Genomic DNA, 25,740 nt, shown 5'->3' on the forward strand with positions numbered 1-25,740 from the left:
GTGAATTGCCTGATGGGAGGCCAGATGACGGCCTTCACACCCGACCGGGCCAATTATTCGTCATCGCCGTTTCCGGCCACACACGACGGTCCTTACACGGCTCTTATCCGGGTACCGGCATGCTGAGCCGTAACGATTTCGTATCAGACCCGGGGGTAGTGGTGAGCGCAGGCGCGATGGCTTGGACGCCTCCGACGTGGGAGGAGATCGTCAGCGAGCACTCCACTCGGGTGTTCCGCCTGGCGTACCGCCTGACCGGAAACCGGCACGACGCCGAGGACCTCACCCAGGACGTCTTCATCCGGGTGTTCAAGTCCCTGTCGTCCTACACGCCGGGCACCTTCGAGGGCTGGCTGCACCGGATCACGACCAACCTCTTCCTCGACCGCGCCCGCCGCAAGCAGCGCATCAGGTTCGACGCTCTGGGCGAGGACGCCGACGACCGCCTCCAGGGCCGCGAACTCAGCCCCGCCCAGGCCTACGACGAGCGCCTCCTCGACGCCGACATCCAGAACGCCCTGGACGCCCTGGCCCCCGAATACCGCGCGGCCGTCGTCCTCTGCGACATCGAGGGCCTGACCTACGAGGAGATCGCCGCCTCCCTGGGCGTCAAGCTCGGCACCGTCCGCAGCCGGATCCACCGAGGCCGCGCCCAGCTGAGAGCCGCCCTAGAACACCGCGCTCCTTCCATGAGGGGGTAAACCCCCTCAGACCCCCGCAAGGGCTGCGCTCTATCTATGAGGGGGTAAACCCCCTCTGACCCCGCAAGGACTGCGCCGCCCTCCGCTTCGCTCCGGGCGGCGCAGTCCTTGGCAGGGGCTCTGCCCCCGCACCCCGCCAGGGGGCTTCGCCCCCTGGACCCCCGAGAGATGTCGGCGATCTTGGACGTGGCGTCCAATTGTGACCATCGTCACTAGTGACCAATGGGTCAGAACCGGCTTACCCTCAGATCGTGGACATCGTCTTCGAACGCCGCGGTGAGGGCCCGCCCCTCGTCCTCCTGCACGGCATCGGCCATCGCTGGCAGGCCTGGGAACCGGTCATCGACCTGCTGGCCAAAGAGCGCGACGTCATCGCGATCGACCTGCCCGGCTTCGGCGGCTCCGCCCCGCTCCCGCCCGGCACGCCGTACACGCTGGACGCGACCATGGACATCCTGGCGAGCAAGTTCACCGAGCTCGGCATCGAACGTCCCCACATCGCGGGCAACTCCCTGGGCGGCCTCCTCGCCCTGGAAGCCAGCGAACGCTGCCTGACCAGCTCGGCGACGGCCTTGTCTCCCGCGGGCTTCTTCACGGCCGCGGAGATGACCTACGGCGTCTCGGTCCTGCGCGCCGCCCGCCTGGGCGCCCGCCTCCCCGACACGATGCTCCGCCGCCTGGCCCGCAACCCCCGCAACCGCATGGCCATGTTCGGCATGATCTACGGCCGCCCCGACCTGCTCGACATCGAGGCCCTCGCCGGCGACGCCCGAGCCATGCGCGAGGGCGCGGGCTTCGAGCCCACCATCCGCGCCGGACGCAAGGTCCGCTTCCTCGGCACCTGCGACGGCGTCCCGGTCACCATCGGCTGGGGCACCCGCGACCGCGTCCTGCTGAAGGCCCAGGCCATCCGCGCCCAACGCCGCCTCCCCGAGGCCCGCTTCGTCTGGCTGGAAGGCTGCGGCCACGTCCCCATGGGAGACAACCCGGAGCTGGTCGCCAACCTCCTCCTCCAGGGCAGCGCCCACCCCCTCCTCACGTCCAAGACGGCCCCAGAAACCGAAGCCGTCGCCTGACAGGGCCCCGGCCAAGCGGCGGCTCTGAACCAATTCGACCAGGTGGCGGATAAGAACCGCCCCATTCGCGTTCAGTTCCACATGGCATACAAGCCACCGCGGAAGTTTGATACCCGCCTGCTCCAAGCCGCCAAATGATCTCTACTTCTTCGTAAATTCGTACGCGAGTGCGGGCGAAGAGGATCGGGTGATCATGGCGAAGCATGGAAAGAAAGAAAAGTGCAGCGTCTGCAAGGGGTCGGGGACAATCGAAACGGTCGTGGACAGGAAGAAGGAGGTTCGTGACTGCTGGGGGTGTGGCGGGAGCGGGGAGGTCTGATGAACGTCGATGAGGCGGTCAAGGCGGTTCCTCGTGAGCGGTTCATTCCAGAGGAGATCTGGGTGCATCGTGGCGACGGCTGGTCGGTGCCCTTGCGACGTGAGCGGGAACCCGAGCGGTGGGCGGAACTCGTGAGGTCGGGGGATTCGCTCGTGATTCAGATGGATGACGGGGAAGCCACGGATAAGGGTGCGTGGCCGACGTCGTCCAGCACCGCGCCCGAGGGCATGGTCATGATGATCAATGCCATGGACCTTCGGCCGGGAATGCGGATCTTGGAGGTGGGGACTGGCAGCGGCTACAACGCGGCCGTTCTCGCTCATTTGCTGGGGGCGGAGAATGTCATCTCGATCGAGATAGATCCCCGTCTCGCCGGCCAGGCACGCCAAGCACTCGACAGAGCCGGATACCCCGTGGCGGTCATCACCGGAGATGGCGCGGAAGGGTACGCGCCAGGTGCTCCCTACGATCGGATCGTGGCGACCGCATCGGTGCACACCCTCCCATACGCCTGGGTCGAGCAGACCCGGCCGGGCGGGGTGATCCTCACACCGTGGGCATCGACGTTCCACCCTGACTGGCCACTGGCCAAGCTCAGCGTGGGAGACAACGGCACCGCCGAGGGCCGATTCATCGCGCCGGGTTTCTACATGCCGATCCGGGCTCAGCGTGTCTCGCAAGGTGTCCTTCACGAGACCGAGAAACGATGGATCAAGGACGGTAGGCCGGACTGCACCCGGTTCGGTGTCACTGTGACTTCCGAGGGGCAGACGGTCTGGCTGGACTCACCGGGCAATCCGGTCCGCGCTTGAAAGATGGGCGCCGGTCCCGGCCCCTTTGCCCTCGGGGCGGACCCGGGACCGGCCTCGCGGGTCAGGTGTTGATGGTGGCTACGGGGTCGACGTTGTAGTTGCGGGCGTAGCCGTTCTCGGTGCCGACGAGGAGGTCGACGACCTCGAAGTAGCGGTCCCAGAACGGGGTCTCGCGCAGCGCCTCGATGAGGAGCTGGTAGGAGTGGTGGTCGTCGGCCTCCCAGACCCAGACGTCGGTGACGCGGGCGGAGTAGAACTCGGTGTCGTAGAAGCGGGAGCGGACGCCTTTGGTCCCGGCCTCGACCGTGGGGACGATCTGGGTGCGGAAGGCGTGGATGCGCTCCGGGACGGACAGCGCGAGCCATTCGGGTGTGGTCTTGACGAGCATGAACGCGGTGATCGGCGGTTCGGTTTCTTCGATGGGCATGACGGTTTCTCCCTTGGGGTGATGGTCAGGCGAAGACGGCGGGCTTGAGGGTGTGGGCGGACCAGTGCTCGAAGGTGGTGGGTCCGGTGGCCTCCGGGGTGCGGGTGACGCCGGTGTCGAGGCCCTCGTCCTTGGCCCGCTTCATGTCGACCATGGCCTGGACGAACGCCTCGTCGAGGCCGTTGAGGTCGGCACGAAGGGCGTCCAGCGGCTGTCGTTCGTAGCGGACGGGGCGGTCGAGCTGTTCGGTCGTGATGCGGGCGAGGTCGTTGGGTGACAGGTCGCGCGGTCCGAGGACCGGGGCGCTGCCGGTGCCGGTCCACGAGCGGTCCAGCAACAGGTCGGCGGCGACGGCCGCGATGTCGGTGGCGGCGACGAGGGGCGCCTTGCGGTCGGGGTCGGCGAAGACGCCCTTGTCGCGGATCGAGGCGGCCTCCTCCAGGAGGTTCTCGAAGAAGGACGGGTCGGCCAAGGCCCGGTAGGCGGCGCCGGTGCCGGACAGCAGGTCGTCCATGGCCAAAGAGGCGGTGACGAGCCCGGCCCGGTCGGCGAGCGGGGTGCCGCGGCCGAGGACGGAAACGCCGACGACGTGGCCGACCCCGTGGGCGGCGAGCGCCTTCGCGGCGGGGCGGGTGAAGCCGGTGAAGGCGTCCTCCGGGGGCCGGGACGCGTCCGGGGGGACGAGCCAGAAGACGGCGTCCGCGCCTTCGAAGGCCCTGTCGACCACCTCGGCGTCGCCGTGCGAGCCGGTGACCACCTCGACGCGTCCGCGTGCGGCGTCCGGCAGCCGGGTGGGGTCACGCGCGATGACGCGCAACTCCTCGGCGGACTTCAGGAGGCGGGTGAGCAGGTGGCGGCCGATGTTCCCGGTGGGCGCGGTGATGACGATCATGAAGACCTCGCGGGTTCCTAGCGGGTGAGTACGCCTTCATCCTGAGGAGCGGCATGGTGATGCCACAATGGGAACTTCAGCAAGGAGACATTGCCCGAAATGGAATGACGCTGGTGAGCAGGTCACTTGACGCCAACCTCGCCGTCGCGTTGGACGCCCTGCTGACCGAGCAGAGCGTCACCCGCGCCGCGGCCCGTCTGGGCACCTCCCCGGCCGCCATGAGCCGCACCCTCGCCCGGCTGCGCCGCACCCTCCAGGATCCGCTCCTGGTGCGGGCCGGGCAGGCCATGGTCCCCACCCCGCGCGCCCTGGCGCTGCGCGAGGAGGCCGCCGCGGTGGTGCGCAGCCTCGGGTCGCTGCTCAGCCCCGCCGACGACACCGACCCCGCCACCCTGCGCCGTACCTTCACGCTTCAGACCGCCGACCTGGTCAGTGCGGCGCTGGCCCCCGGGCTGCTGCGCCTGGCCCGGCAGGAGGCGCCGGGCGTCTCGTTCCGGCTGCGGGCGGAGGAACTGGAGGCCGGTCCGGCCCTCCGGGACGGCCGGATCGATCTGGAGGTCGGATCGATCGACCACGTGGACCCGGAGACCCAGGTCGAGGAGCTGGTCACGCTGCGGATGGTGGCGGCCGTCCGTCCTGGCCACCCCCTCGCCGAGCAGGCCCTGGACGCGGCACGGCTCGCGGCCGCCGAGCATGTCGCGGTCAGCCGGCGCGGCCGGTTCACCGGGCCGCTCGACACCGCCCTGGCCGAGCGGAACCTGCACCGGCGCGTCACGGCCGTCCTGCCCAGCCACCTGGCGGCGATGAGCCTCGCGGTCCACAGCGACGTTGTGTGCCTCGTCCCCGCCGCGCTCCCCGGCGACCCGGAGACGCCGCTCGCCCATACCGCCACCGCGCTCGGCCTGCGCCTCCTCGACATTCCCCTGCCGCTGCCGCCCCTGACCATCGGCATGGCCTGGCACCCCCGCCACGCGTCCGACAGCGCTCACCACTGGCTTCGCGCGGCGGTTCGCCGCATTCTCCACGCGCCTGCTCTTGACTGAAGTCAAGGTAGGAGTTGAGGCTGGTGGGATGGCGACCAAGGCGAGGATCATCAAGATCGGGCCGCAGGACGCTCGGTACGGGCCGCTGCGGCGGGGGTTCAATCCTCGCTGGACGTCCCGGCCCGACTATGTGTGGCTGCCGCGCGACGGGCGTGAGGTCGAGCACGCGCTGGAACGGAGCCTGGACGAGTCGGCGCCGCCCGAACGGTCGCGGATCACCGTGCGTTCGGGCGGCCATTGCTACGAGGACTTCGTCTGCGCCGACGACGTGCGGGTGATCGTCGATCTGAGCCTGATGGACGAGGTCGGCTACGACCCCGAGATGGACGCCATCTGCATGGAGGCAGGGTCGACCATCGGCCAGCACTACAAGAACCTGTACCTGCCGACCCGTAAGGCGCTGCCTGGAGGCTCATGTCCCACAGTCGGTGTTGGTGGTCACGTCCCCGGGGGCGGGTTCGGGCTTCTGTCTCGTCAGCATGGGCTGACCGTCGACTACCTCTACGCGGTGGAGGTCGCCGTCGTCGATCGGCACGGCCGGGTGCGGTTGGTCCGGGCCACCGCTGACGACACCGACCCCGAACTGCGGGACTTGTGGTGGGCGCATACCGGGGGCGGGGGCGGCAACTTCGGAATCGCCACCCGGTTCTGGTTCCGTGATCTGCCCGAGGCGCCCCGGACGGCGCTGCTCGCCTCGGGCGGGTGGCGGTGGGCCGAGCTGGAGGAGGCCGACTTCCACCGGATCGTGGCCAACTTCGGGGAGTTCTTCGCCGAGCACCAGGGCGCGGACGACCCGTACGCTGATCTGTTCGCGATCCTGCTGCTCACCCATCGGAGCAAGGAGAGCGTGGGCCTGATCGCGCAGATCGACGCCGCCGTGCCGGACGCCCGGCGGTTGATCACCGAGTTCGTGCACCACATCGACGGCGGGTTCCGCGCCGAGATGGGCCCGCTCACCGAGGCCATCGGCGAGTACCCGGCCCTGCGCGACCTGCGCGAACCGGTCGAGCTGCCCTGGGTGATCATCGACCGGATCCTCGGGCTGTCTCCCAACCCGCGCGCGGGCAAGCACAAGTCCGCGCACATGCGGAAGCCGCTGCCCGCCGCCCAGGTCGACGCGCTGTGGCAAGGCCTGACCAGGGACCCGCACATCGTCCGCGACGCGGTGGTGCAGATCGACTCGTACGGCTCCAAGGTCAACACGATCGGCACCGACACCGCCGTCGCCCAGCGCGACTCGATCCTGCGCTTGCAGCACCAGGCGTACTGGCCCGAGAGCGAGAACGGCGAGGGCCACCTGCGATGGATCCGCGAGCTCTACCGGGACATGTACCCGGGCGGCGTCCCGGTCTCCAACGACGTCACCGACGGCTGCTACATCAACTATCCCGACGTCGATCTCGGCGACCCCGAATGGAACACCTCCGGGGTGCCGTGGTGGACCCTCTACTACGGCGACAAATATCCCCGCCTGCAAGCGACCAAACAGCGCTGGGACCCACGCGACATCTTCCGCCACCAGCAGTCGATCCACCCCCCCGACCAGACCGGCTAGCCAAGCAGAAGGCGCGGCTCAGGAGAGTTCGGCTACGCCGTCCTTGATGACTACTTCGCCGCTGCTGGACGTGCTTTCGAAGGCGTAGGTGTTGGGGCCGTTGTTCCAGATTCGGGTGGTGACGTCCTGGCCTGGGAGGACGGGACGGGAGAAGCGGACGGCGAGGCGGCGCAGGCGGGTGGGGTCGGCCTCGGCGACGGTTTTGATGACGGCGCCGGAGGTGAAGGCCATCGTGCACATGCCGTGGGCGATGATTCCGGGGAGGCCGGCGGACTTGGCGAACTCCTCGTCCAGGTGGATGGGCATGGGGTCGCCGGACGCCTCGGAGTAGCGGAAGGTCTGGTCGTCGTCGACGTGCTGGACGACCTCCGCGACGGGCTCGGCCGCGCGCAGGTTCTCGGGGAAGGTGTGGGTCGGGGCGATCTCCCCGGCCGACTCGCCCGCGGAGAAGCCGCGGAAGAAGGAGACCATCCACTGCTCGTTGACCAGGTCGCCGCCGTCGGTCCGTGTTTCCAGCCGGACCGAGACCGTGGTGCCGGACGACTTGGACGCGAACCCGGTGACCTGGGCCCGCGAGACCAGGGTGGAGCCGGGGACGATCGGCCGGTGGAAGACCATGTCCTGCTCGCCGTGGACGACGAACGGGATCAGGCTGTCGGGCACCACGGTGAACAGCGGGGGGATCATGCCCTCGAAGACCGGGACGATCGCGAAGACCGGGGGTGCCAGCTCGCCTGACAGGTGGCGGGGATTGTCGTCGTTGGTGGCCTTGGCGTAGGCGATGGCGCGGTCCTTGTCGACCTTGAAGTCGAACGGGTCGCTCCACACGCCGAGGTTCTCGGCCTTCAACTGGGGCTGCTCGGTCATCATCTCTCCATTGGGGTCAGCGGGTCGCGATCTCTTTGGCCCAGCGGTAGTCGGCCTTGCCCGCCGGGGATCGGCGGACCTCGTCGACGATCTGGAAATCGCGGGGGATCTTGTATCCGGCCAGGGTGCGGCGCAGGTGCTCGGCGAGTGCCTCGGGGGTGGCCTTCTCATCGGCGTCCGGTGCCTGGGAGACCACCGCGGCGATCCGCGAGCCGAGCCGTTCGTCGGGCACACCGACCACGATCGCGTCGTACACGGCCGGATGGGTCTTCAGGGCGGCCTCGACCTCTTCGACGAAGACCTTCTCGCCGCCGGTGTTGATGACCAGTGAGCCCCGTCCGAGCAGGACGATCGCGCCCTCGGCGTCCACCCGGGCCATGTCGCCCTGAAGGGCCCAGCGGACGCCGTCGTCGTCGGTGACGAAGGTCCTGGCCGTCTTGGCCTCGTCCTTCCAGTAGCCGAGCGGGATCCGGCCGCTGCGGGCGAAGACGCCGATCTCGTCCGAGCCGGGGGCGATGCGCCGCAGCGAGGCGTCCAGGACGGCGGCGTCGAGCGAGCGGGGCATGAAGCGCGGCGAGCCGTCGGGGGCGGGTTCGACGGCCGAGCCGACCGCGCCGCTCTCCGAGCCCCCGTATGCGTCCAGGATCATCAGGAGGGAGGGGATCTGCTCGTGGAGGCGGGCCTTGACGTCGGGCGAGGTCGCCGAGCCGCCCGTCGCGACCGCGATCAGCGAGGACAGGTCGTGCGCGCCGGGACGCGCCGCCAGCGCGTCGCTGAGCGGACGGGCCATGGCGTCCCCGACCAGCAGGATCGCCTGCGCCTTCTCGGCGGCGGCCACCGCCAGGACCCGCTCGGCGTCGAACCGGCGTTCGGACCACAGAACGAGCGTGGACCCGGCGAGCAGCGCCACCCAGGCCGCCCACATGCCCGCGCCGTGCATCATCGGCGCGCAGACCATGGTGGTCATGCCGCCGTCGTGCGCCTTCTCGCCCAGTTCCGCCGGCGAGGCCACCGGCTCGCCCAGCAGGTTGCCGCCGTACAGGGCCGACATGAAGATGTCCTCGCTGCGCCAGACGACGCCCTTGGGCATCCCGGTCGTCCCGCCGGTGTAGAGGATGTAGTGGTCGTCGGGCGAGCGGTCGCCGAAGTCGCGCTCGCCGGAGGCGGCAGTCACCACGTCCTCGTAGTCCGTGCCGGAGACCGCGTCGGTGGAGCCGTCCTCGATCACGAGCACGTGCCGCAGGTGCGGCAGCGCGTCGCGGGCGTCGCCCAGCCTGGCGATCAGCGACCGCTCGGCGACCAGCGCCACCGACTCCGAGTCGCCGATGACGTGGGCCAGCTCGTGGGCGGTGTAGCGGTAGTTGACGTTGATCGGCACGGCGCGCAGCTTGAAGATCCCGATCTGCGCCTCGACCCACTCCGCCCGGTTGTAGGCCAGCAGCGAGACATGGTCGCCGGGGCCCACGCCGAGCGCGGCCAGCGCGTGGGCCACGCGGTTGGCCCGCTCGTCCAGTTCGGCGAACGTGAGCCTCGTCTCACCGGCCACCAGGGCGAGCTTGTCCGGCACGGCGTCGGCGACGCTCTCGAAGAGGTCTGCCAGGTTGAAACAGCGGGTCATCGATCCTCCGGGTGTGAGGCGCTGGAACAAAACATACAAGCTTGACTGTTTATTGCCCAGGACCTAGCGTCACGCATATCCCTGGGGAAGAGGTATGACCATGACCAACAGGACGTTCGTCGTCGGCGTCGGCATGACCAAGTTCGAGAAGCCGGGCAGCCGTGACTGGGACTACCCGGAGATGGCCAAGGAGGCCGGGACCAAGGCGCTCAACGACGCCGGCATCGACTACGACAAGATCGAGCAGGCGTACGTGGGTTACGTCTACGGCGAGTCGACGTCCGGCCAGCGCGCCGTCTACGAGCTCGGGATCACCGGCATCCCGGTCGTGAACGTCAACAACAACTGCTCCACCGGCTCGACGGCGCTGTTCCTGGCCCGCCAGGCGGTCAAGTCCGGGACGGTCGACTGCGCGCTCGCGCTCGGCTTCGAGAAGATGCAGAAGGGCTCGCTGGGCTCCACCTACGAAGACCGCGAGCAGCCGATGCTCAACCATCTCAAGGAGCTGTTCCCGCTGTTCGAGTGGGCCGGCGAGCCGATCGCCCCCTACATGTTCGGCGCCGCCGGACGCGAGCACATGGCCAGGTACGGCACCACGCCCGAGCAGTTCGCCAAGATCGGCTGGAAGAACCACAAGCACTCGGTGAACAACCCGTACGCCCAGTTCCAGGACGAGTACAGCCTGGACGACATCAAGGCCGCCAAGATCATCTACGAGCCGCTCACCAAGCTCCAGTGCTCGCCCACGTCCGACGGCTCGGGCGCCGCGATCATCGCCGGCGAGCGCTTCGTGGACGAGAACGACCTGTGGGGCCAGGCCATCGAGATCGCGGGCCAGTCGATGGTCACCGACACCCGCGACACCTTCACCGACAAGAGCGCCATCACCCTGGTCGGCGCCAAGATGTCCAAGCTGGCCGCCGAGCGCGCCTACGACGAGGCCGGGATGGGCGCCGACGACGTCCAGGTGGTGGAGCTGCACGACTGCTTCTCCACCAACGAGCTGCTCACCTACGAGGCGCTCGGCCTGGCCGCCGAGGGCGAGGGCGGCAAGCTGGTCGACAACGGCGACAACACCTACGGCGGCCGCTGGGTCGTCAACCCGTCCGGTGGGCTGATCTCCAAGGGCCACCCCCTCGGCGCGACCGGACTCGCCCAGTGTTCCGAGCTCACCTGGCAGTTGCGCGGCCAGGCGGACCGCCGCCAGGTGGAGGGCGCCACCGGCGCCGTCCAGCACAACATCGGCCTCGGCGGCGCCGCCGTCGTCACCGTCTACAAGGCGGTGTCTAACTAAATCCCGGCCCACCTGCGCTCGCCTGGCGGCTCGCTTCGGTGACCGTGATTTTGCGATTGCTGCATCGCTCCGCGATCTAACCGGGGGAAGCTCGCCTTCGGCTTCGCTTCCCCCGGTTAGTTAACGCAATCGCGCGCGGGGTGGGGGTTGTTGCGGAGCGGGCCCCGTGGTGGCGGGTCAGCGGGGGGCGCGGCCTTCCAGGAGGCGGCGGAGGCGGGCCTTGGTGGGTTCCCAGCGTTCCAGGGCCCGTTCGGGCGACGGCTGGACGAACTGGAGCATGCGCAGGCCGCGGATGGTGTCGAGGATGAAGTAGAGGTCGGCGCGGAACTCGGGGTCGTCCACCAGGTCGCCGACCAGGGCGCGGGCCAGCACGACATAGCCGGTGGCGACCTCGCGTTCGAAGTCGTTGACGTGCTCGCGGAGTTCGGGGTCGGTGCGGGCGGCGTTCCAGAGCTCCATGGCCGCCTCGAACAGGGGGCCCTGGTTGATCTCCCAGATCAGGTCGAGGGCGTCGCCGATCCAGTCGTCGGACGCGCGCAGCCGGGGGACGGAGTGGTCGAGGAACTCGTCGGCCCGCCGCTTGGCCAGATGCTGGACGGACGCCAGGACGAGCACGTTCTTCGTGGGAAAATGGTGCACCTGGGCACCGCGCGAGACCCCGGCGCGCTCGACCACCCGCGTGGTCGTGGTGCCGTGGTAGCCGAACTCGATCAGGCAATCCAGGGTCGCGTCGAGGAGGGCGCGCCGCGTCGCGGCGGTGCGCTCCTCCTGAGTGCGCCGGGGCCTGGTGATCGGGGACATCCTCGAAGCATAGCCCTAACAAACAGGTCGCGCTGTATGTAAGTTGCGGTTGACAAGTGCTTGAAAAATCAACTATGGTCACCAGCATCAGGTTGTTGAACTTTCAAGAACATTCGGGAGACATCATGAGCGTATCGACCATCGCCCCGGAACTGACCACCGGCACCTGGAACATCGACCCCGCGCACTCCGAGGTCACCTTCAGCATCCGCCACCTGATGACCAAGGTCCGCGGCAGCTTCACCGAGTTCAGCGGCGCCGTCCAGATCGCCGAGGAGCTGGCCGACAGCACCGCCACCGCGGAGATCAAGGTCGACTCGATCGACACCCGCAACGCCGACCGCGACGCCCACGTGCGCCAGGCGGACGTCCTGGACGTGGCCACCTACCCGACCTTCACCTTCACCACCAAGGGCGCGCGCGCCGAGGGCGGCGGCTACTTCGTCGACGGCGAGCTGACCATCAAGGACGTCACCCGTCCGGTCACCCTTGAGGTCGAGTTCCACGGCGTCGGCGAGGACCCGTGGGGCGGCACCCGCGCCGGTTTCTCCGCGACCACCACGATCAACCGCAAGGACTGGGGCGTGGAGTTCAACGTGCCGCTGAAGGGCGACAAGGCCCTGCTCGGCGACAAGGTCGACATCCAGATGGAGATCCAGGCCGTCCGCGCCTGATCCCAGCCCCTCCGGGCCGACGCGCCGGGTTCCCACACGGAACCCGGCGCGTTCCGCTTTGACCGACCACGCGCGAACCCCAGCCCCGCGCGCGATTGCGTTAATGAGCGGAGAAGCGAGCCGAAGGCGAAGCTTCCCCGGCGAGATCGCGAAGCGATGCAGCAATCGCAAAATCACGGTCACCGTAGCGAGCCGCTAGGCGAGCGAAGGTGGGCCGGGATTTAAAGCAAAGGCAGCCTTAGGGCGAAGCGGGCGCCTTGGGGGCTTTCTTCGATCTGGAGGGTGCCGGAGTGGGCCTGGGCTATCTCGCGGGCGATCGCCAGGCCGAGGCCGGTGCCGCCGGAGCCGCGGCTGCGGGCGGTGTCGAGGCGGGTGAAGCGTTCGAAGACGCGTTCGCGCTGGTCGGCCGGGATGCCGGGGCCGTCGTCGACGACGGTGAGCAGGGCCTGGTCGCCGACGGCGGAGACCTCCACCTGGATGCGGGAGTCGGCGTAGCGTTCGGCGTTGTCGAGCAGGTTGCCCAGCAGGCGGACCAGCTGCATCCGGACGCCCCTGACGACGGCGCCGTGGCAGAGCTCGACGTCGATCTTGAGGGCGAAGGTGCGGCGGCCGACCTCGGCGCGGGCCAGTTCGGCCAGGTCGATGGTCTCCTGGGCGGCGGTGCCGCCGGTGCCGATCCGGGCCAGGAGCAGCAGGTCGGTGACGATCGACTCCAGCCGGTCGGTGTCGCGCAGGGCCGAGGTGATGGTGGCGGGCAGGTCGGTGTCGTCGGGGTGCATCTCGGCGTCTTCGAGGTTGGCCCGGAGCCCGGCGATGGGCGTGCGCAGCTCGTGCGAGGCGTCGGAGGCGAACTGGCGCTGGCGTGCGACGGCGCGCTCCAGCCGGTCGAGGGTCGCGTTGGCCGTCTGGGCCAGCTGGGCGATCTCGTCCTCACCCGGGGGCTGCGGCACCCGGCGGCTCAGGTCGCTGGCGCTGATCTCGGCGAGCTGGGTGCGGATCTGCTCGACCGGACGCAGGGTGCGCCCCACCACCCGCCAGGTCACCCAGGCGGCCAGCGTGGTCAGGGCCAGGACGGCCGCCGCGAGCAGCGCCTCCAGCAGGCCGTTGGTCATGAAGCCGGGCATGCTCTTGCCCGCGTAGACCACCACCGCGTCGGGGGCCGTGGTCACCCGGATGGCCTCGACCAGCATGCATTCGTTGCCCGTGCCCCAGCCATTGCACTCCTCGACGTCGCGGACGCGCTGGTCGCGGGTCGGCCAGAGCCGGCTCATCGGCGGACGGCCCGCCGCGGCCGGCGTGGAGTCGAGGACGTTGCCGCCGGGCCCGACGACCTGGATCACGATCCGGCCGCCGGTGTCGTCGGGGATCGGGCTGGCCAGCGTGCCGTCGCGGACGGCCGCGCTGATGCGGCGGGCGGCGATCTGGGTCTCCTGGAGATGGCCCGCCTTGACCGCGTTGCGGACGGCCAGGTCGATGCCGACGGCGATCGAGCCGAACACCAGGAACGCCAGCACGGCGGCCACGAGCGTGTCCCGCCCGCGGATCGACCGAGGTCTCAGACGCATCGGGAACACCCCCTCTCGCCGCCGGATCGTCCGCAACAGAGTGTCACATCTCGCCCCGCACCCTGCTGACCTGCGACACAACGTACCAATAGGTCACACGAGGGTTGCCATAAAGAAAGCGCACGTCCCGGCGCCCAAACCTCATTCGGACCGCCAAAAACCGGGCCAGGGGTTTTCGACACGTCTGTACGGGACATCCGTTTTGTAACAGGTCACTCAGAGCACTGGGGCGGTACCTATGGGCAGGGACGTGAACCCCGTCGTCATCAGCGGAGAGGACAGGCGCCGTTACAGGGACAAGGTCAGGCGATGCCTGGACGTGCTGGCGAGGATGCTGGGCGAGTCGCAGTTCGACTTCGAGCGTCCCTGCATCGGCCTGGAGATCGAGCTCAACCTCATCGACGCGCTCGGCGACCCGCTCATGCGCAACGCCGACGTCCTCAAGGCGATCGCCGACCCGGCCTGGGCCACCGAGCTGGGCCAGTTCAACCTGGAGATCAACATCCCGCCCCGCCAGCTCGGCGGCGCCGGAACGGGTGAGCTTGAGGTGGAGGTCCGCGACCATCTCGCGCACGCGGGCGCGCGAGCCCATGAGCTCGGGGCCTCGCTGGTGATGATCGGCATCCTGCCCACGCTGCGGCGCTCGGACATCGGCGAGGAGACGATGTCGGCCAACGCCCGCTACAAGATGCTCAACGACCAGATCTTCGCCGCCCGGGGCGAGGAGCTGGACATCGCGATCGACGGGCCCGAGCCGCTGCGCATGCACGCCGACTGCATCACCCCGGAGGCCGCGTGCACCAGCGTCCAGTTCCATCTGCAGGTCAGCCCGGACCACTTCGGGCGGTACTGGAACGCCGCCCAGGCCGTCGCGGGAGCGCAGATCGCGCTGGGCGCCAACTCTCCGTACCTTTTCGGTCACCGTCTCGACAGTGAGACAAGGATCACACTGTTCGAGCAGGCCACCGACACCCGCCCGGACGAGCTCAAGGCGCAGGGCGTGCGTCCGCGCGTCTGGTTCGGCGAGCGCTGGATCACCTCGGTCTTCGACCTGTTCGAGGAGAACACCCGCTACTTCCCGGCCCTGCTCCCGCTGTGCGACGACGAGGACCCGGTGGCCGTGCTGGACGAGGGCCGCATCCCCGAACTGGGCGAGCTGAGCCTGCACAACGGGACGATCTACCGCTGGAACCGCCCGATCTACGCGGTCGTGGAGGGACGCCCCCATCTGCGCGTGGAGAACCGCGTGCTGCCCGCCGGGCCCACGGTCGCGGACGTCGTGGCCAACGGCGCCTTCTACTACGGCCTGGTGCGCAGCCTCGCCGAGGAGGAGCGGCCGATCTGGACGCGGATGTCGTTCGCGGCGGCCGAGGAGAACCTGCACCGCGCGGCCCGCGACGGCATGGACGCGACGCTGTACTGGCCCGGCATGGGCGAGGTCCCGGCGGCCGAGCTGGTGCTGCGCAAGCTGCTGCCCCTGGCCTACAAGGGCCTGGACCTGTGGCGGGTCGACCCGTCGCGGCGCGACCGGCTGCTGGGCATCATCGAGCGGCGCTGCCTCAGCGGCCAGACGGGCGCGTCCTGGCAGATCGACACCGTCGCGGCGATCGGCGGCCCCCGCCACGAGGCCCTGCGCCGGATGACCCAGAACTACACCCAGCTCATGGAGACCAACGACCCCGTTCACACCTGGCCGGTCGGCTAGGAGACGAGCCCTCACAAAACCCCCACAACTCTCCCTCACGTCCCCCGCACGGCGCTTCTAGAGTCGCCTCTGTGAACGAACAGCGCATTCTGGTCGTCGAGGACGAGCCGACGATCGCCCGGGCCGTCGCCGACCGCCTGCTCTCCGAGGGGTTCGCGGTGGAGCTGGCCGGCGACGGGCCGCGCGCGGTCGAGCTGGCCGGGAGCTACGAGCCCGATCTCATCGTGCTCGACCTGATGCTGCCCGGGTTCGACGGCCTGGAGGTGTGCCGCAGGGTGCAGGCCGAGCGTCCGGTCCCGGTCCTGATGCTCACCGCCCGCGACGACGAGACCGACCTGCTGGTCGGGCTCGGCGTCGGCGCCGACGACTACATCACCAAGCCGTTCAGCATGCGGGAGCTGGTGGCCCGGATCCGCACCGTCCTGCGCCGCGTCGACCGGGTCGAGACGGCGCCGCCGGGCATCCTGCGGACCGGGCCGCTGGAGATCGACACCGGGTCGCGCCGGGTCCGCCGGGACGGCCGCGAGGTGCATCTCACGCCCACCGAGTTCGACCTGCTCGGCTGCCTGGCCCGGCAGCCCGGCCGCGTCCTGACCCGGGCCGTGCTGCTGGAGCAGGTCTGGGAGTGGTCGGACGCGTCCGGGACGCGGGTCGTCGACACCCACGTCAAGGAGCTGCGCCGCAAGCTCGGCGCCGACCTGATCCGCACCGTCCACGGGGTGGGTTACAGCCTGGAGGTCCCGTCATGACGGGGGCGAGCGGCCAGGTCGTGCGCCGGGCCTGGGCGCGGCTGCCCCGCCCGCTCGACCCGCTGCGCTCGATCAAGCTGAAGTTCGGGATGCTGTCGATGGTGACGGCCACCACCGCCACTTTCATCGTCCTGTACGGGTACGTGGCGGGCTTCATGGCGCGGCAGACGCTGCCCGTGGGCGTGCTGATCTCGATGGTCGTCACTCAGCTGATCGCGCACGGCATGACGGCGCCGCTGCGCGAGATGACCGCCGCCGCGCGGGCCATGGCGCGCGGCGACTACAGCCGCCGGGTGCGCGCGACGTCCCGCGACGAGGTGGGCGAGCTCGCGCTGGCGTTCAACCGGATGGCCGCCGACCTGGCCGAGGTCGACCGGCAGCGGCGGGAGTTCGTGGCGAACGTCTCGCACGAGCTGCGCACCCCGATCAGCGCGCTGCGTGCGGTGCTGGAGAACGTCGCCGACGGCGTCACGCCGCCGACGCCCGAGGTGATGGAGTCCGCGCTCGACCAGACCGAGCGGCTGGGGCGACTGGTCACCCAGCTGCTCGACCTGTCCCGGGTGGACGCGGGCGTGGCCAAGCTCGACCTGAGCGCGATCGACGTGGGCGACTTCGTGACCGGGGTGGCCGCCGAGGCCCACGCGGGATACCCCGACACCCTGGTCGAGGCCGACGTCACCCCCGGCCTGCGCGCGGTGGCCGATCGCGACCGCCTGCACCAGGTGCTGGCCAACCTGCTGGACAACGCCGCCCGGCACAGCCCGCCCGGCGGGACGGTCACTGTGCGGGCCCGCCCGTCCACCGCGGACGGCGGGCTGCTCCTGGAGGTCGCCGACGAGGGTCCGGGCATCCCGCCCGGCGAGCGCGCCCATGTCTTCGAGCGCTTCAACCGGGGCGCGACTCCCTATGGCACGTCCTACGGGTCGCGGGTCGGCACCCCCAACGGCGGCACCGGCCTCGGCCTGGCCATCGCCCGGTGGGCCGTCGACCTGCACGGCGGCGACATCCACGTCGTCGACTCCGAGCGCGGCTGCCATATCCGCGTCCTGATCCCGGCCAGCCCCGCCGCACTGCGCTGACCACCGTCCACAACCGGCCGCGATTTCCGCCGCCGGTTCTCTTCACCATGCCGAGAAACGAGGAGATCCCTCATGAGCAACCCCCCGAACCGACCGGTCCCCTACGGCCAGCCGGTGTGGCCGCCGCAACCGGCACCGCCGCCCGTCCCCCGCAGACCCGTGCCGCCGCCTCCGCCGCCGCGCGACCCGACGCGGCTCGAGCGCCTGTTCCTCGACTGGCGCGCCCCCGGACGGCCGCTCTCGGCGGGCCTGCTGGGCGGCATCGCGGCGGCGGGGCTGATCGGCGCTGGGGCGCTGGGCGCGCTCGTGCCCGAGGGCTTCGCCGGTCTCAACCTCCTCATCGCCGCGCTGGCCGTCACCGCCGTGACCCTGCCGGTGGCCTGGTCGTCCGGGCGGATGGTGGTGCGCGACGGGACGCGGCGGCGCGTCAACCGGACGGGCCTGGCGTTCTGCTCGCTGGCGCTGGTGCTGGCCGGGGTGGCCTCGGTCCGGGACGCGGTCTGGATCGTGGCCCTGGCGGCGGCGCTGGCGGTGCCCATCGCTTCCTACGGGGTGGTGGGCGGCCGTTCCTGGACGCAGGTACTGGCCGGAGGCGGCGCGCTGGGGCTGGCGTCCGCCCAGATGGGGTCCTGGGCCGGGCGGGGCGCCCGGGAGACCATGACGTCCGGCCGGGACCGGACCGTGCCGATCGTCCGGACGGTCCTGCTCGCGCTGGCGCTGCTGGCGGTCTTCGGCGCCCTGTTCTCCACGGCGGACGCGGCGTTCGGCGACCTCGCCGAGGGGCTGCTCCCCGAGGTGTCGGGCGGATCGGTGCTCTGGCACGTGGTCGCGGGCATCGTGACGGCCTGGGCCGCGCTGACCTTCGTCTACGTGACGCTGGCGCCGCCGCCCCTGAAGGTCCTCACGCCGGACCGGCCGAAGGCGGCGCCCCTGTGGTCGTGGGCGGTGCCGATCGCGGCGCTCGACCTGCTGTTCATGGCGTTCTGCGCGGTCCAGGCGAGCGTGCTGCTGGCGTCCGACAAGGACGCGCTCCTGAAGTCGACGGGCCTGACCTACGCCGAGTACGCGCGCCGGGGCTTCTTCCAGCTCGTGGTCGTGACCGTGCTGGTCCTGGTCGTGATCGCCGTCGCGATGCGCCGGGCCCCGATGGCGGACGCGCGCGGACGGGCTGTGGTCAGGGGCCTGCTCGGGCTCCTGTGCGCGCTGACCCTCGTGGTCGTGTCCGTCGCGCTGCGGCGGCTCTACCTGTACGAGGAGACCTACGGCTGGACGCGCCTGCGGCTGTGGGTGCACGCCTTCGAGCTCTGGCTCGGCCTGGTGATCGTGCTGGTCGCGGCGGCCGGAGTACGGTGGCGGGCCTCGTGGCTGCCCCGCGCCGTGGCCGCGAGCGGAGCGGTCGCGCTGATCGCCCTGGCGGCGATCGACCCGGACGCGTTCATCGCCGAGCGGAACGTGGCCCGCTTCGAGCAGACCGGCAAGATCGACACCGGCTATCTGAGCGGGCTGTCGGCCGACGCCGTCCCGGCCCTGGACCGGCTGCCCGAGCCCCATCGCTCGTGCGCGCTCCGGGAGATCGCCGCCCGGCTCGACCGGTCCGAGCCCGCCGTGGCGGCCAACCTGGCCCGCCACCGGGCACGGGTGATCCTGGACCGGCGGCCGGATCAGCGGTGCTGACGGAAGCTGACGACCTCCCCGTTGCCGCCGACCGCCTCGCGGTTCTGGACGCGCTCGGCGCCCTGGTCGGCCAGCAGGTTGCGGGCCCGCAGGACGATCTCCAGGTCGAAGCGCAGGTCGGGGTCAAGCAGCTGGTCGCCGAACAGCTCCTCCAGCTGGCGCAGACGGTAGCGGACGGTCTGCGGGTGGACGTGCAGCCGCATCGCGACCTCGTTGGCGTTGCGGCCCGACTGGAGCCAGGCCAGCAGGGTCTCGGCCAGGCGGTCCTGCTGGCTGGCGCGCAGATGGGCCAGGGGCGCGAGCCGCAGGTCGGCCAGCGAGCCGATCAGCTCCTCGTCCTGGAAGAGGATCAGGGTGGACATGTGCTCGACGCTGCGGATCACCCCGGTGTCGGCCTCGATGACGCCCCGGTGGACCAGGCCGAGGGTCTTGCGGGCCCACTCGATCGACCGGGCCGCGTCGGCGATCGGCACGGTCGGGCCGACCACGGCCAGGCAGTCGCTCAGGGCCCGGTCGACCAGCTTGGCGCGGCCGGGCCCGTCCGGGTCGGGGATGATCAGGCTCGGGGTCCTGCGGGTGAGGTCGGCCAGGACGTCGGGCGGGAACGCGGGCTGCCGGGAGTCCTGGTGGTGCTGGCCCAGGGCGACGGCGGCGATCGTGCGGGGCAGCGGCCAGTGCGCGGCGGCGGCCAGGTCGGCGATGAGTTCGGGGGCGGCGGGCGGGTCGGCGAAAAGCAGGTCCATCAGTCGCTTGCGGCGGCGCTGCATCTCACCCGCGACGGCTGCCCTGGCCTGGGCGAACCCCTCGGCGGCCGCCTGGGCCAGCTCGTCCTGGAACATCATCAGCGCCTCGCCGATGGAGCCGAGCGTGCGCGGGTCGACATCGGTGTCGGCCGCGCCCTCGGTGATGTTGCGCCAGGCGATCATGCCGCCGACGCGCATCGCGGTCTGCATCGCGTCCAGGCTGCGGCCCTCACCGGCCTCGTTGCGGCCGATGGAGCGGAAGAAGTCCTGGACGGACGCGCTGTCGGCACCCGGGTCGGCCACCCGGTCGACGAAGAAGTGCAGCACGCGCTCGACGGCCAGGCGGAGCGTGCCGGTGTAGGACCCGTCCATCGGGCGGTCGTACTCGCGGACGCGGTTCTGGATCTCCTGGATCATGTCGTCGGCGACCTCGTCGAGATGCGGCCTCATGTGCTCGGCCAGCTCTCGGGGAAGCTCCGACCACGGCTGTGCGGCTGTGCTGGTCCCCTCGTCCGCCACGCGTATCTCACCCACCTCGACTCCCCCGCGTCGCGTAGCGAACACAGGGGGTAATTAGTTACTTACGCGTATTCCGTGGTGGAAATCATGACCCCTGCCACCCTCGGGCGCAAAGTCTAGGTCGACTTAAGACCGGATTCGGCCGGACCGGATGCCGGGTTCGCACCGGCCCCAACCCCGCCGCGACCTGGTCGAAGGTGGCCAGGGGGGTTGGACGGACCGTCAAGAAATGCGACATTGGTCGGGACGTTGGTAGGACGCACGACCGATGCAACCGGCGGTCCGCGGGGCCGCCGGCGCAGGAGGTCCTCGTGGCCAGGTCCCCGCAATCCCCCAAGTCCGTGGCCGCGACCGGCCGTGCCATCGACGACCGGTTCGGCGGCACGTCCTGGGCCAAGAAGGCCGCGCGCAAGGCGTTCCCCGACCACTGGAGCTTCCTGCTCGGCGAGATCGCCCTCTACTCCTTCGTGATCATCCTGCTGACCGGCGTGTTCCTCACGCTGTTCTTCAAGCCGAGCATGACCGAGGTGGTCTACGACGGCTCGTACGCGCCGCTGCGCGGGGTCAGGATGAGCGAGGCGTACGCCTCCACGCTCGACATCAGCTTCGAGGTGCGCGGCGGCCTGCTGGTCAGGCAGATCCACCACTGGTCGACGATCCTGTTCATGGCGGCGATCGTCGTCCACCTGCTGCGCAACTTCTTCACCGGCGCGTTCCGCAAGCCCCGCGAGCTCAACTGGCTGATCGGCATCACGCTGTTCGTGCTGGTCATGGTCAACGGACTGTTCGGCTACTCGCTCCCCGACGACCTGCTGTCGGGCACCGGCATCCGGCTCCTGGAGGGCGTGACGCTGGCGATCCCGGTCGTCGGCACCTACGCGACGATGTTCCTGTTCGGCGGCGAGTATCCCGGCGACCTGATCATCCCGAGGCTGTACGTCATCCACGTCCTGCTGATCCCGGGCATCCTGGCGGCGCTGATCCCCCTGCACGCGGTCGTGCTGACCTGGCGGCAGACCCACACGCAGTTCCCCGGCAAGGGCAGCACCAACCGGACGGTCAAGGGCGGCCCGTTCTTCCCGGTCTTCATCGGCAAGACGACCGCCTTCTTCCTCTGGACCGCGGGCGTCACCGTCCTGCTGGCCACGTTCTTCCAGATCAACCCCATCTGGCTGTTCGGCCCCTACGACCCGGGCGCGATCAGCGCGGGCTCCCAGCCCGACTGGTACATGGGCTGGCTGGAGGGCTCCCTGCGGATCATGCCCGCCTGGGAGATCAACGCCCTGGGCCACACGGTCGCGATGAGCGTGGTCGTCCCGGCCCTGGTGGTGCCCGGCGTGCTGTTCACGGGCCTGGCCGTCTACCCGTTCGTGGAGCGCTGGGTCACCGGCGACCACGAGATCCACCATCTGCTCGACCGGCCGCGCGACGTCCCGGCCCGCACCGGCATCGGCATGGCGGGCGTGACGTTCTACGGGGTCCTGTGGGCGGCGGGCGGCAACGACATCATCGCCTACAAGTTCGACGTCCCGCTGTTCTGGACGACCTGGTTCTTCCGGGGCGCGGTGATCCTCGGGCCCGTGCTGGCCTACGTCGTCGCCTACCGGATCTGCCTGGGGCTCCAGCGCCGCGACCGCGCCCTGGTCGAGCACGGGCTGGAGACCGGCATCATCCGCCGCCTGCCGTCCGGCGAGTACATCGAGGTCGAGCGGCCCCTGCCCGCCGACCGCGCGGCGCCGATCACCGACCCGAGGCCGCCCGTCGCGGTCGCGCTGGACCGTCCCGAGCACCTCGGGGTCGAGGCGCCGGAGTCCCGGGGCCCGCTCGGACGGGTCCGGCTGGCCCTGAACCGGCGGTTCTCCGCCGACCTGGCCGAGCCCCCGGGCGACGGCCACGCGGTGACCGGCGAGCACAAGGCCCTCGACCGTTGAGGGGCTTATTCCGACCGCGTGAGGTAGACGCGGCGCTCCTCGGCGGTGAGCGCCCTGGTGGCCCGGTCGCGGGCCAGCGCGAGCAGCCGCCCGCCCGGGACGCAGACCTCGCAGGTCCACGTCCGCAGGTGGGCGGGCGGCGGCCACCGGCCCGCGCCCTCGCGTCCGACCGCCCCCAGGAGCGAGGCGACCAGCGAGTTCCCCCGCCAGGCGAGAGGCCCGGCGGCGGTGCCCAGCCCGCCGACGACCAGCGGGTCGGGGCCGCCGCCGGTCCGCCACAGGCGCAGGCCACCGGCCTGGTCGGTGATCGCGAGCCAGCGGGCGTCCGGGCTGAACGACAGCCACCGGCCGTGCAGGATGTCGCCGCCCTCGCCGCGCAGGACGGTGGTGATCGCGCCGCCCCCGGCCACGTCCCAGATCAGGACCGTGCCGTCGGCGGCGGCACCCGCCAGCAGGCGCCCGTCCGGACCGAAGACCAGGTCGGCGGACGGCTTGCGGCCCCCGCGCAGCACCCGTGGCCGCTCCCGGGACGCCAGGTCCCAGATCCCGACCGTCCCGTCGGCGCGCCCGGCCGCCAGCCGCCGCCCGTCGGGGGCGAAGGCCAGACCGCCGTTCCACAGCCCGCCCGCGGGCCCCTTCGGGAGAGCGATCTCGACCGGCGGCCCCTGCCCGGAAACCCGCCACACCTTGGGGCCGTCGCCGTCGCCGACGGCCAGCGTCCCGCCGTCGGCGCTGAAGGCCAGCGTGGCGCCCAGGCGCGGGCGGCGGTCCACGACGACCGGCTCGCCGCCTCGGACGAGATCCCAGACGCGCACCGGGCCCGACCCGGCCGTCGCGACCCGGCGCCCGTCGGGGCTGAGCACCATCGCGGTCGCCTCCCGCGCCCCGACCCGCCGGTCCAGGACCGGCGCCGCGCCCCGGGTGGCGTCCCGGACCACGACCCGGTCGCCGCGCACGGTCAGCGCGGCCGTGTACCGGCCGTCGGCGCTGATCGAGACGTCCTCGATACCGGGGCGGCCGGGCGGGGCGGCCGTTCCCACCTGGACGTCCCAGACGCGCAGCGTGCCGTCGTTGGCGATCCCGGCCAGCGCGCGGCCGTCCGGAGCGAAGGCGACGCCCTTGGTGGCCCCGGACGGAATCCTGAGCAGGAGCGGATCCAGGACGCTGCCCGTCGTCCAGACCCGGACGGTCCGGTCGTCGGCGTACGTCGCCAGCCTCGTGCCGTCGGCGCTGAACTCGACGTCCTCGACGTATCCGCCATGGCCGCGGAGCCGGGCCTGAGCCTTCCACTCACCCCGGGACGGCCAGCCCCGCAGCCGCCACAGTGAGCCGCCGTCGGCCTCCGCCGAGGCCGCCCAGGCCCCGTCGGGGGCGAACGCGACCCTTCGCGGCGAGCCTCCGGCCGCCTCCTGGAGGCCCTTCAGCCGGGGGCCGGACGCGTCCCACAGCCGGATAGGCAACCCGAGGCCGCCGGTCGCCAGGCGCGTCCCGCCCGGGTCGAACGCCAGCGACTCCAGGTAGCCGGGGGCCTTGACCCGCTCCAGCTCGCGGGTCTGGTCGGGGTTCCAGACGCGCAGGTCGCGGCCGAGCGCGCCCGCGAGGCGGCCGTCCGGGGCGAACGCGACGGCGGTCGTCCCGAATCCGCCCAGCCGCAGGAGCCGGGTGCGCCTCGGCGTCCCGGACAGCTCCCACACGCCGATGGTCCCGTCACCGGCACCGAGGGCGAGCCGCCGCCCGTCCGCGCTGAAGGCGGCGCCCGTCACGGCCGCGCCCGGCTCGATGTCGGCACCGTTCCTGGTCAGGGACGTCCCGTCCCAGCGCCACAGCTGGACGGTCGAGCCCGGGGCCCTGCCGCCGCCCCACACCGCGAAGCTCCGGCGATCGGGAGCCGCCGTCAGACCCCCCGCGTTCGACAACCCGGTGGCGCGTTCGGCGCGGACACGGGCGTCGACGACGGTCTGCCGCAGCGCGCTCTCGGCCTCGGCCGTGGGCTCGGCCTCGTAGGCGCGGGTCGCCAGCAGCAGCGCCAGGCTCGGGTCGAGCGCGAGCTGGCGGCGCGCCTCGGCGGCGAGCTGCCGCGAGTACGCCCGGTCCCTGGCGTCGGCGTTGCGGTCGGCCTGGATCAGCGCCAGCACCGCGAGCACGCTGACGACCACGGCCGTGACGCCCAGGCCCGCGAACCCCCGGCGGACGCGGCGCCGCGCCGCCGCGCGCTCGCCCGCCTCCCGCGCCCGGCCCGCGGCCAGGAACGCGCGCTCGACCTCGTTCAGCGCCTCGGCGTCCTGGCCCTCCCAGACCGCGAGCCTGCCGCCCCGGAACAGGAACTCCTCCCGGCAGCCGTGCCCGTCCCACTCCACCGCCGCCACCGTCAGCCTGCGGTGGCGGTACAGCGCCTCCCGGTCGTCGGCCAGCCAGCCGCGCAGCCGGGGCCAGGCCTGGATCAGCGCCTCGTGCACGACCTCCACGGTGTCGCGGTCCACCACGACCAGCCGCGCGGCCGCCAGCCGGTCGAGGATCTCGTCCAGCTCGCCGGGGTCGCCGAGACCGGTCAGCTCGTCGCGGTCGAGGCGGCGGCGGGTGTCCTCGGTGCCCTCGCCCAGCGCCGTGAGCCGCAGGAACACCGACCTGACCAGGCGGCCCTGCGCCGGGTCGAGGTCCTGGTACAGCCGCTCGGCGGTCCGGGCGACGGCCTCGCGCACCCCGCCCGCCGACCGGTAGTCCGCCAGCCGCAGCTCGTCCCCGGGCTGGCGGCTCCAGGTCTCCCGCAGGACGTGGGCGACCAGCGGAAGGCTGCCCGGCTCCCCGTCGGCGTCGGCGAGCACCGCCTCGACCAGCGCGGGCTCGACCGACAGCCCGACCCGCGCGGCCGGCTCCACGACGATCGCGCGCAGCTCGCCCGCCGAGACCGGGCCCAGGGGCAGCTGGACGTTCTCGCGCAGCGCCGCGACCAGGCCGGGATGCCGCGAGCAGTGCTCGTAGAAGTCGCTCCGCACCCCGATGACGACCGTGGGCCCTTCCAGAGCGGTCAGCGCGTCCAGGAACGCGGCCCGCTCGGCGTCGTCGGCGCAGAGCGTGAACGCCTCCTCGAACTGGTCGACGACCAGCACGCCCTTCTCGCCGAGCGAGGCGAGCGCCTCCTCCAGCGCGGCGGTGGGACGGGCCCCCGGCGTCATCACGGCCGAGGGCGTGCCGCGCGCCTCCAGGCGCGGCAGCAACCCGGCCAGCAGGAGCGAGGACTTCCCGCTGCCGGACGCGCCGAACACCGCCGTGAACGGTCCCCGGCGCACGGCCTCGTCGAGATCGTCGGCCAGCCGGTCGCGTCCGAAGAACAGATCGGCGTCGTCACCCCGCAGCGGGGCGAGGCCGGGGTAAGGGCAGCGGCGCCGGGAGCGTTCGAGCTCGGCCGCGGCCTCCGCCCACCGGGCCTCCCAGTCGACGCGCTCGCCGCCGCAGGCCACCGCGTACGCGACGGTCGTCTCCAGCGTCGGCAGGCGCATGCCGGTCGCGGCCTCGGCCAGCGTGCTCCGGGAGAAATGCGCCCGGCGTGCCAGCTCGCGGTAGCTGGGACGGCCCGCCTCGTTGCGCAGGCGCCGCAGCTCCCAGGCCAGGCGCTCGACCGGCCCGGCATGCGGATCGACCGGACGCTCTGGCCTCCCCACGCCACCCCCCGAAGAACGGTCCATCCCGGGGCGGACC

20 protein-coding genes are annotated in these 25,740 nt (G+C 71.4%); 12 read left to right on the forward strand and 8 right to left on the reverse strand.

Features of this window, described 5'->3' with window-relative positions; translation table 11 throughout:
• Positions 1-176 precede the first annotated feature (176 nt).
• The 3 genes from sigE to ACQPY4_RS40350 all read left to right on the forward strand — a co-directional run bounded on the left by sigE (position 177) and on the right by ACQPY4_RS40350 (position 2,908).
• The gene (gene sigE / locus ACQPY4_RS40340) at positions 177-701 is read left to right on the forward strand and encodes an RNA polymerase sigma factor SigE (protein WP_433330439.1); all 525 of its coding nucleotides are present in this window, start codon (positions 177-179) and stop codon (positions 699-701) included.
• A 251-nt stretch (positions 702-952) separates the two neighbouring features.
• Positions 953-1,777: an alpha/beta fold hydrolase gene (locus tag ACQPY4_RS40345; protein ID WP_433330441.1), complete on the forward strand. Its 825-nt coding sequence runs from the start codon at positions 953-955 to the stop codon at positions 1,775-1,777.
• A 318-nt stretch (positions 1,778-2,095) separates the two neighbouring features.
• Positions 2,096-2,908: a methyltransferase domain-containing protein gene (locus ACQPY4_RS40350; RefSeq protein WP_433330443.1), complete on the forward strand. Its 813-nt coding sequence runs from the start codon at positions 2,096-2,098 to the stop codon at positions 2,906-2,908.
• A gap of 61 nt (positions 2,909-2,969) precedes the next feature.
• Here the strand turns inward: ACQPY4_RS40350 and ACQPY4_RS40355 are convergent, their stop codons facing one another.
• A complete protein-coding gene (locus ACQPY4_RS40355; RefSeq protein ID WP_433330445.1) occupies positions 2,970-3,335 on the reverse strand; it encodes a darcynin family protein in 366 nt (121 codons plus the stop codon).
• 25 nt (positions 3,336-3,360) lie between these two features.
• Positions 3,361-4,227, reverse strand: coding sequence for an NAD(P)H-binding protein (locus ACQPY4_RS40360; RefSeq protein ID WP_433330447.1), 867 nt, complete (start codon positions 4,225-4,227; stop codon positions 3,361-3,363).
• Positions 4,228-4,340: 113 nt separating this feature from the next.
• Between ACQPY4_RS40360 and ACQPY4_RS40365 the strand changes: the two genes are divergently transcribed.
• Complete coding sequence (locus ACQPY4_RS40365; protein WP_433330449.1) at positions 4,341-5,270, forward strand: LysR family transcriptional regulator; 930 nt, start codon at positions 4,341-4,343, stop codon at positions 5,268-5,270.
• 28 nt (positions 5,271-5,298) lie between these two features.
• On the forward strand, positions 5,299-6,825 hold the full coding sequence (locus ACQPY4_RS40370; RefSeq protein WP_433330451.1) for a BBE domain-containing protein: 1,527 nt from the start codon (positions 5,299-5,301) through the stop codon (positions 6,823-6,825).
• 18 nt (positions 6,826-6,843) lie between these two features.
• Here ACQPY4_RS40370 and ACQPY4_RS40375 read toward each other — a convergent pair whose 3' ends face one another.
• On the reverse strand, positions 6,844-7,692 hold the full coding sequence (locus ACQPY4_RS40375; RefSeq protein WP_433330453.1) for a MaoC/PaaZ C-terminal domain-containing protein: 849 nt from the start codon (positions 7,690-7,692) through the stop codon (positions 6,844-6,846).
• 16 nt (positions 7,693-7,708) lie between these two features.
• Entirely contained in the window at positions 7,709-9,310 is a 1,602-nt protein-coding gene (locus tag ACQPY4_RS40380; RefSeq protein ID WP_433330455.1) for an acyl-CoA synthetase, read from the reverse strand.
• A gap of 100 nt (positions 9,311-9,410) precedes the next feature.
• Between ACQPY4_RS40380 and ACQPY4_RS40385 the strand changes: the two genes are divergently transcribed.
• Complete coding sequence (locus tag ACQPY4_RS40385) at positions 9,411-10,604, forward strand: lipid-transfer protein (RefSeq protein WP_433330457.1); 1,194 nt, start codon at positions 9,411-9,413, stop codon at positions 10,602-10,604.
• A gap of 177 nt (positions 10,605-10,781) precedes the next feature.
• Here the strand turns inward: ACQPY4_RS40385 and ACQPY4_RS40390 are convergent, their stop codons facing one another.
• A complete protein-coding gene (locus ACQPY4_RS40390) occupies positions 10,782-11,405 on the reverse strand; it encodes a TetR/AcrR family transcriptional regulator (RefSeq protein ID WP_433330459.1) in 624 nt (207 codons plus the stop codon).
• A 125-nt stretch (positions 11,406-11,530) separates the two neighbouring features.
• Between ACQPY4_RS40390 and ACQPY4_RS40395 the strand changes: the two genes are divergently transcribed.
• Positions 11,531-12,079 carry a YceI family protein gene (locus tag ACQPY4_RS40395; protein ID WP_433330461.1) on the forward strand — a complete coding sequence of 183 codons (549 nt, stop codon included), beginning with the start codon at positions 11,531-11,533 and terminating at the stop codon, positions 12,077-12,079.
• Positions 12,080-12,300: 221 nt separating this feature from the next.
• On the opposite strand, the gene ACQPY4_RS40400 is transcribed toward ACQPY4_RS40395, so the two are convergent.
• Complete coding sequence (locus ACQPY4_RS40400; RefSeq protein WP_433330463.1) at positions 12,301-13,644, reverse strand: HAMP domain-containing sensor histidine kinase; 1,344 nt, start codon at positions 13,642-13,644, stop codon at positions 12,301-12,303.
• 250 nt (positions 13,645-13,894) lie between these two features.
• Here ACQPY4_RS40400 and ACQPY4_RS40405 point away from each other — a divergent pair, with 250 nt between their 5' ends.
• The 4 genes from ACQPY4_RS40405 (at position 13,895) to ACQPY4_RS40420 (ending at position 18,851) form a co-directional block, all read left to right on the forward strand.
• Positions 13,895-15,349 carry a glutamate--cysteine ligase gene (locus ACQPY4_RS40405; protein WP_433330465.1) on the forward strand — a complete coding sequence of 485 codons (1,455 nt, stop codon included), beginning with the start codon at positions 13,895-13,897 and terminating at the stop codon, positions 15,347-15,349.
• A gap of 71 nt (positions 15,350-15,420) precedes the next feature.
• Positions 15,421-16,098: a response regulator gene (locus tag ACQPY4_RS40410; protein WP_433330467.1), complete on the forward strand. Its 678-nt coding sequence runs from the start codon at positions 15,421-15,423 to the stop codon at positions 16,096-16,098.
• A complete protein-coding gene (locus ACQPY4_RS40415) occupies positions 16,095-17,177 on the forward strand; it encodes a HAMP domain-containing sensor histidine kinase (protein ID WP_433330469.1) in 1,083 nt (360 codons plus the stop codon). Before ACQPY4_RS40410 ends, ACQPY4_RS40415 begins: the two co-directional genes overlap by 4 nt.
• A 72-nt stretch (positions 17,178-17,249) precedes the next feature.
• Positions 17,250-18,851, forward strand: a complete 1,602-nt coding sequence (locus tag ACQPY4_RS40420) for a DUF4153 domain-containing protein (protein WP_433330471.1) — start codon at positions 17,250-17,252, stop codon at positions 18,849-18,851.
• On the opposite strand, the gene ACQPY4_RS40425 is transcribed toward ACQPY4_RS40420, so the two are convergent.
• Positions 18,839-20,128, reverse strand: coding sequence for a PucR family transcriptional regulator (locus tag ACQPY4_RS40425; RefSeq protein WP_433330473.1), 1,290 nt, complete (start codon positions 20,126-20,128; stop codon positions 18,839-18,841). The genes ACQPY4_RS40420 and ACQPY4_RS40425 overlap by 13 nt on opposite strands.
• A 296-nt stretch (positions 20,129-20,424) precedes the next feature.
• Between ACQPY4_RS40425 and qcrB the strand changes: the two genes are divergently transcribed.
• Positions 20,425-22,044 (forward strand): cytochrome bc1 complex cytochrome b subunit, encoded by a 1,620-nt coding sequence (gene qcrB / locus ACQPY4_RS40430; RefSeq protein ID WP_433330475.1) that lies wholly within the window; start codon positions 20,425-20,427, stop codon positions 22,042-22,044.
• Positions 22,045-22,049: 5 nt separating this feature from the next.
• Here qcrB and ACQPY4_RS40435 read toward each other — a convergent pair whose 3' ends face one another.
• The gene (locus tag ACQPY4_RS40435; RefSeq protein ID WP_433330477.1) at positions 22,050-25,703 is read right to left on the reverse strand and encodes a hypothetical protein; all 3,654 of its coding nucleotides are present in this window, start codon (positions 25,701-25,703) and stop codon (positions 22,050-22,052) included.
• Positions 25,704-25,740 lie beyond the last annotated feature (37 nt).

This window comes from Spirillospora sp. CA-294931, assembly GCF_050946795.1.
GTDB lineage: Bacteria > Actinomycetota > Actinomycetes > Streptosporangiales > Streptosporangiaceae > Spirillospora.

What these genes read in the sequence shown, in the direction of transcription:
- sigE (WP_433330439.1), top strand. Translation starts at nt 177, where the DNA reads ATGGCTTGGACGCCTCCGACGTGGGAGGAGATCGTCAGCGAGCACTCC.
- ACQPY4_RS40355 (WP_433330445.1), bottom strand. Translation starts at nt 3,335, where the DNA reads ATGCCCATCGAAGAAACCGAACCGCCGATCACCGCGTTCATGCTCGTC.
- ACQPY4_RS40380 (WP_433330455.1), bottom strand. Translation starts at nt 9,310, where the DNA reads ATGACCCGCTGTTTCAACCTGGCAGACCTCTTCGAGAGCGTCGCCGAC.
- ACQPY4_RS40420 (WP_433330471.1), top strand. Translation starts at nt 17,250, where the DNA reads ATGAGCAACCCCCCGAACCGACCGGTCCCCTACGGCCAGCCGGTGTGG.
- ACQPY4_RS40350 (WP_433330443.1), top strand. Translation starts at nt 2,096, where the DNA reads ATGAACGTCGATGAGGCGGTCAAGGCGGTTCCTCGTGAGCGGTTCATT.
- ACQPY4_RS40370 (WP_433330451.1), top strand. Translation starts at nt 5,299, where the DNA reads ATGGCGACCAAGGCGAGGATCATCAAGATCGGGCCGCAGGACGCTCGG.
- ACQPY4_RS40415 (WP_433330469.1), top strand. Translation starts at nt 16,095, where the DNA reads ATGACGGGGGCGAGCGGCCAGGTCGTGCGCCGGGCCTGGGCGCGGCTG.
- ACQPY4_RS40400 (WP_433330463.1), bottom strand. Translation starts at nt 13,644, where the DNA reads ATGCGTCTGAGACCTCGGTCGATCCGCGGGCGGGACACGCTCGTGGCC.
- ACQPY4_RS40385 (WP_433330457.1), top strand. Translation starts at nt 9,411, where the DNA reads ATGACCAACAGGACGTTCGTCGTCGGCGTCGGCATGACCAAGTTCGAG.
- ACQPY4_RS40395 (WP_433330461.1), top strand. Translation starts at nt 11,531, where the DNA reads ATGAGCGTATCGACCATCGCCCCGGAACTGACCACCGGCACCTGGAAC.
- ACQPY4_RS40390 (WP_433330459.1), bottom strand. Translation starts at nt 11,405, where the DNA reads ATGTCCCCGATCACCAGGCCCCGGCGCACTCAGGAGGAGCGCACCGCC.
- ACQPY4_RS40360 (WP_433330447.1), bottom strand. Translation starts at nt 4,227, where the DNA reads ATGATCGTCATCACCGCGCCCACCGGGAACATCGGCCGCCACCTGCTC.
- ACQPY4_RS40375 (WP_433330453.1), bottom strand. Translation starts at nt 7,692, where the DNA reads ATGACCGAGCAGCCCCAGTTGAAGGCCGAGAACCTCGGCGTGTGGAGC.